The 3,284-nt window shown below is 55.0% G+C and carries 4 protein-coding genes, 3 tRNA genes and 2 rRNA genes; all 9 read right to left on the bottom strand.

Features of this window, described 5'->3' with window-relative positions; genetic code table 11:
• The coding region (locus DQ397_RS21285; protein WP_238556644.1) for a GTP-binding protein at window positions 1-158 on the bottom strand (158 nt) is incomplete at its 3' end.
• An 80-nt stretch (window positions 159-238) separates the two neighbouring features.
• Window positions 239-314 (bottom strand) — tRNA-Thr (locus tag DQ397_RS21280).
• Window positions 315-342: 28 nt separating this feature from the next.
• Window positions 343-416 (bottom strand) — tRNA-Gly (locus DQ397_RS21275).
• A gap of 23 nt (window positions 417-439) precedes the next feature.
• Window positions 440-524, bottom strand: a tRNA-Tyr gene (locus DQ397_RS21270).
• 144 nt (window positions 525-668) lie between these two features.
• The gene (locus DQ397_RS21265; protein WP_043215917.1) at window positions 669-1,094 is read right to left on the bottom strand and encodes a hypothetical protein; all 426 of its coding nucleotides are present in this window, start codon (window positions 1,092-1,094) and stop codon (window positions 669-671) included.
• A 7-nt stretch (window positions 1,095-1,101) separates the two neighbouring features.
• The gene (locus DQ397_RS21260; RefSeq protein ID WP_043215919.1) at window positions 1,102-1,851 is read right to left on the bottom strand and encodes a pantothenate kinase; all 750 of its coding nucleotides are present in this window, start codon (window positions 1,849-1,851) and stop codon (window positions 1,102-1,104) included.
• Window positions 1,841-2,800, bottom strand: coding sequence for a bifunctional biotin--[acetyl-CoA-carboxylase] ligase/biotin operon repressor BirA (gene birA, locus DQ397_RS21255; RefSeq protein WP_043215920.1), 960 nt, complete (start codon window positions 2,798-2,800; stop codon window positions 1,841-1,843). The genes DQ397_RS21260 and birA overlap by 11 nt, the downstream gene beginning before the upstream one ends.
• Before the next feature lie 168 nt (window positions 2,801-2,968).
• A 5S ribosomal RNA gene (rrf, locus tag DQ397_RS21250) occupies window positions 2,969-3,084 on the bottom strand.
• Between the two features lie 127 nt (window positions 3,085-3,211).
• Window positions 3,212-3,284: ribosomal RNA gene (locus DQ397_RS21245) — 23S ribosomal RNA — on the bottom strand; the annotation flags it as partial.

The raw sequence follows: 3,284 nt of genomic DNA, 5'->3' as shown, positions 1-3,284 counted from the left end.
GCCGAGTCGATCTTGTCGAACTCAACGACGGCCGAACCGAAGACTTCGGAGCAGACGCGGGTCAGAGCTGCAGTCAGAGTGGTCTTACCGTGGTCAACGTGGCCGATAGTGCCGACGTTAACGTGGGGAAGGGAACGATCAAACTTTTCCTTAGCCATCGATACAGTCCTCCGCAGAAGAAATAGTCACTACAACTGATAAAACAAAGGCAGATATTTTCATATCTGCCTTGTTTATATGGAGCTCTTGAGCGGACTTGAACCGCTGACCTCACCCTTACCAAGGGTGTGCTCTACCAACTGAGCTACAAGAGCGCAACACTTTGTGCAACAACAGCAAACTTGGAGCGGGTAGCGGGAATCGAACCCGCATCATCAGCTTGGAAGGCTGAGGTTCTACCACTAAACTATACCCGCGGAGCTTGCAGCTCTCGCTAAACTGGTGGAGGGGGAAGGATTCGAACCTTCGAAGTCGAAGACGTCAGATTTACAGTCTGATCCCTTTGGCCACTCGGGAACCCCTCCTGAGTGTGGGCGGCATTTTCAGCTCTTGCCGTCCTGCTGTCAAGCTTTTTCTCATTAAAATCTTGAGGTTAGCTACTTTGACAACAGCTTCCGGTCTTACCACCTCAGTGGTGTTCCCTGCGAAGCGGGCGCCATTCTATCAAGCTATTCACCAGTTGCAATACCCTCGCATAAAATAATTTTGTGTTTTAAGTCTTTGAAATCCTTGGAAAGACTTGAGAGCACCGCAGAGTCCAGCAAACGCTCGCTTTCGGCCGCAACTTTGAGCCAGCGCCCATCAGCACCTGGCAATTGGCCTGGCACCTCCGCTGTCGAAATATCCAGGCTTACCAGGCGCTGACGTAGCGCGTCCAACTGCTCTTGAGTCTGAACCCCTCCGACAACCAGGCATTCATCGCGGCGCTTGGCCGGCGCTGAAGCGCCTGTTTCACGCAATAGGCGGATTTCTTGCTGACTACCTTTGTACAAGGAAAGAGGCGCAACCTCCTTGGCCTTCAGAGGCGCCTCCTGTTGATGCCAGACGTAATAAGCGATATTGAGCACCACCAATAGCAAAAACAACCAACGCATAGGCACCTCAACCCAGTGGACAGGCAATGGCCAGACCGACAAAGACCAGATCGGGCACCACCCGAACCTGAGGAACGGCATCTCTTACCAAAGGCGCATCCCCACCGGTAAGGAACGCCGTGAATGACTCACCCCATAACACCTGTGCTTGCTCAATCTGCGTACGCGCAAAACCCTGCAACATCAACACGCACCCGCGCTCGACAGCTTCCACGGTGGAGCGTCCCGGCACGAGACTGATCAAAGCTCGCTCAGCTGAAGCATCGTCGTAACGAATCCGACGGGTGTGGGTGCGCAATTGGCTACGCATCAGCGGCATACCCGGGCAAATGTAACCGCCCAAATGCTGCCCGTCCGCAGCGACGAAGTCCGCCTTGGCTGCGGTGCCCAAGTCGATGACCAAGCACGCCCCTTTTGCCAGATGGTACGCACCCAGTGCCGCCAACCAGCGATCCATACCCAGTCGCTGATAATCGTCGTATCCGTTGCGCACGCCCGCCATTTCACGGGCAGGATGAGCGACTAGCACCCGGACACCGAAATGCTGCGCCAACTGTAGGCAAAGCGCGTCGGTTTCTTCTTCGCTGCGCACACTCACCATCCGGCTACCACTGAGGCGCACGGAAGGCAACGCTGACACTTCGGCCAGCAGTGCCTGATCAGAATCGACTATGCCTCCACCCACAATGGTCGCATCGCCGGCATGAATTACACGCCACTTGATGAAACTATTTCCGCAGTCGAGCTCAAGAATCATCACGCAACCTCAAACTGAGCTCTCCAGCACTAAAGCTCTTTTCCACACCTTCGACCTCGAGACGCAAGGCGCCTAGCCCATCAACCCCAAGCATCACACCATCGATACGGTTACTACCTGCAATCAGGGACACTGTGCGCCCCTGCCACAGGTTTGCCTGCTCCCACTCTTCCTGGAATGCCGCAAACCCGTAACGACGATGACGGGCCAACTCATGCTGCAGTTGCTGGTTGAGTTGCGCGACCAGACGGTTGCGGTCGATTGCCCCACCTACCTCACGCTTCATCGAAGTCCACTGCTGATCGACCCGGTCATTGCTCTGCATGTTCACATTGATACCGATACCCAGCACCACATGACATACATCTGCAGGATCGCCGACCAACTCCAACAGGATGCCCGCAATTTTCCGCTCTCCCACCAGCACATCATTCGGCCATTTCAAGCCGGCAGCATCCAAACCGAACACCTGCAAGGTGCGCATGACCGCCAATCCTACGACCAGGCTCAGCCCTTCGAGCTGGCGCATGCCGCCTTCGACCCGCAGAACCAGGCTGTAATAGAGATTCTCAGCGAAAGGACTCACCCATTGGCGCCCGCGCCGACCCCGGCCAGCTGTCTGTTGCTCCGCCAAAACGAGAAACGGCGCGGACTCGCCCCGAGCAATAAGACGTAGAGCTTCGGCATTGGTGGAATCTATTGTCTCGTGAATCCAAAGCGGCCAATGATCGCCCCGGCCGTGCTCATGGATAACCTCAGACTCGAGCAAAGTCAGCGGTACGGCCAATTGATAGCCACGACCACGCACCTTGTGAATAACAAGGTTCAATTCGCTTTCCAGGTGCTGCAGCTGCTTCCACACGGCGCTGCGACTCACCCCCATTGCTTCCCCTAGGGCCTGCCCGGAATGGAACCGGCCATCCTTGAGGAGATTCAACAACTTCAGCATGCCAGTCTCGACTTGGAATTAGGCTGGCATGATAGCCACGGCCCGGGGGCTTGCATAGGAAAAGGGCCCACAGAAAGGCAGTACTCGAGCAACAGAGGAGAAAATGGTCGGAACCAGAAAAGACAAAACCCCTACCTGCTCGCGCAGATAGGGGTTTTGCGAAATGAATCTTGACGATGACCTACTCTCACATGGGGAAGCCCCACACTACCATCGGCGATGCATCGTTTCACTACTGAGTTCGGGATGGGATCAGGTGGTTCCAATGCTCTATGGTCGTCAAGAAATTCTGTTGCCAGACTGTCTTATGACACTCCAGCCAATTCGGATATGTGATCGTTGTGGTTGCGAACTTTCGGTTCTTTCGTCTTCACCACCGCAATCTGCAGAAGCAAATTGCTTGGGTGTTATATGGTCAAGCCTCACGGGCAATTAGTATCGGTTAGCTCAACGCCTCACAGCGCTTACACACCCGACCTATCAA

The organism is Pseudomonas sp. CK-NBRI-02 (assembly GCF_008124495.1).
Taxonomy (GTDB): domain Bacteria; phylum Pseudomonadota; class Gammaproteobacteria; order Pseudomonadales; family Pseudomonadaceae; genus Aquipseudomonas; species Aquipseudomonas guariconensis.
The sequence above is the reverse complement of the archived record's forward strand: the minus strand, read 5'-3'. Positions and strand labels throughout refer to the sequence as shown.

Coding starts and splice junctions, on each gene's coding strand:
- DQ397_RS21265 (WP_043215917.1), bottom strand. CDS start 1,094: ATGCGTTGGTTGTTTTTGCTATTGGTGGTGCTCAATATCGCTTATTAC.
- DQ397_RS21260 (WP_043215919.1), bottom strand. CDS start 1,851: ATGATTCTTGAGCTCGACTGCGGAAATAGTTTCATCAAGTGGCGTGTA.
- birA (WP_043215920.1), bottom strand. CDS start 2,800: ATGCTGAAGTTGTTGAATCTCCTCAAGGATGGCCGGTTCCATTCCGGG.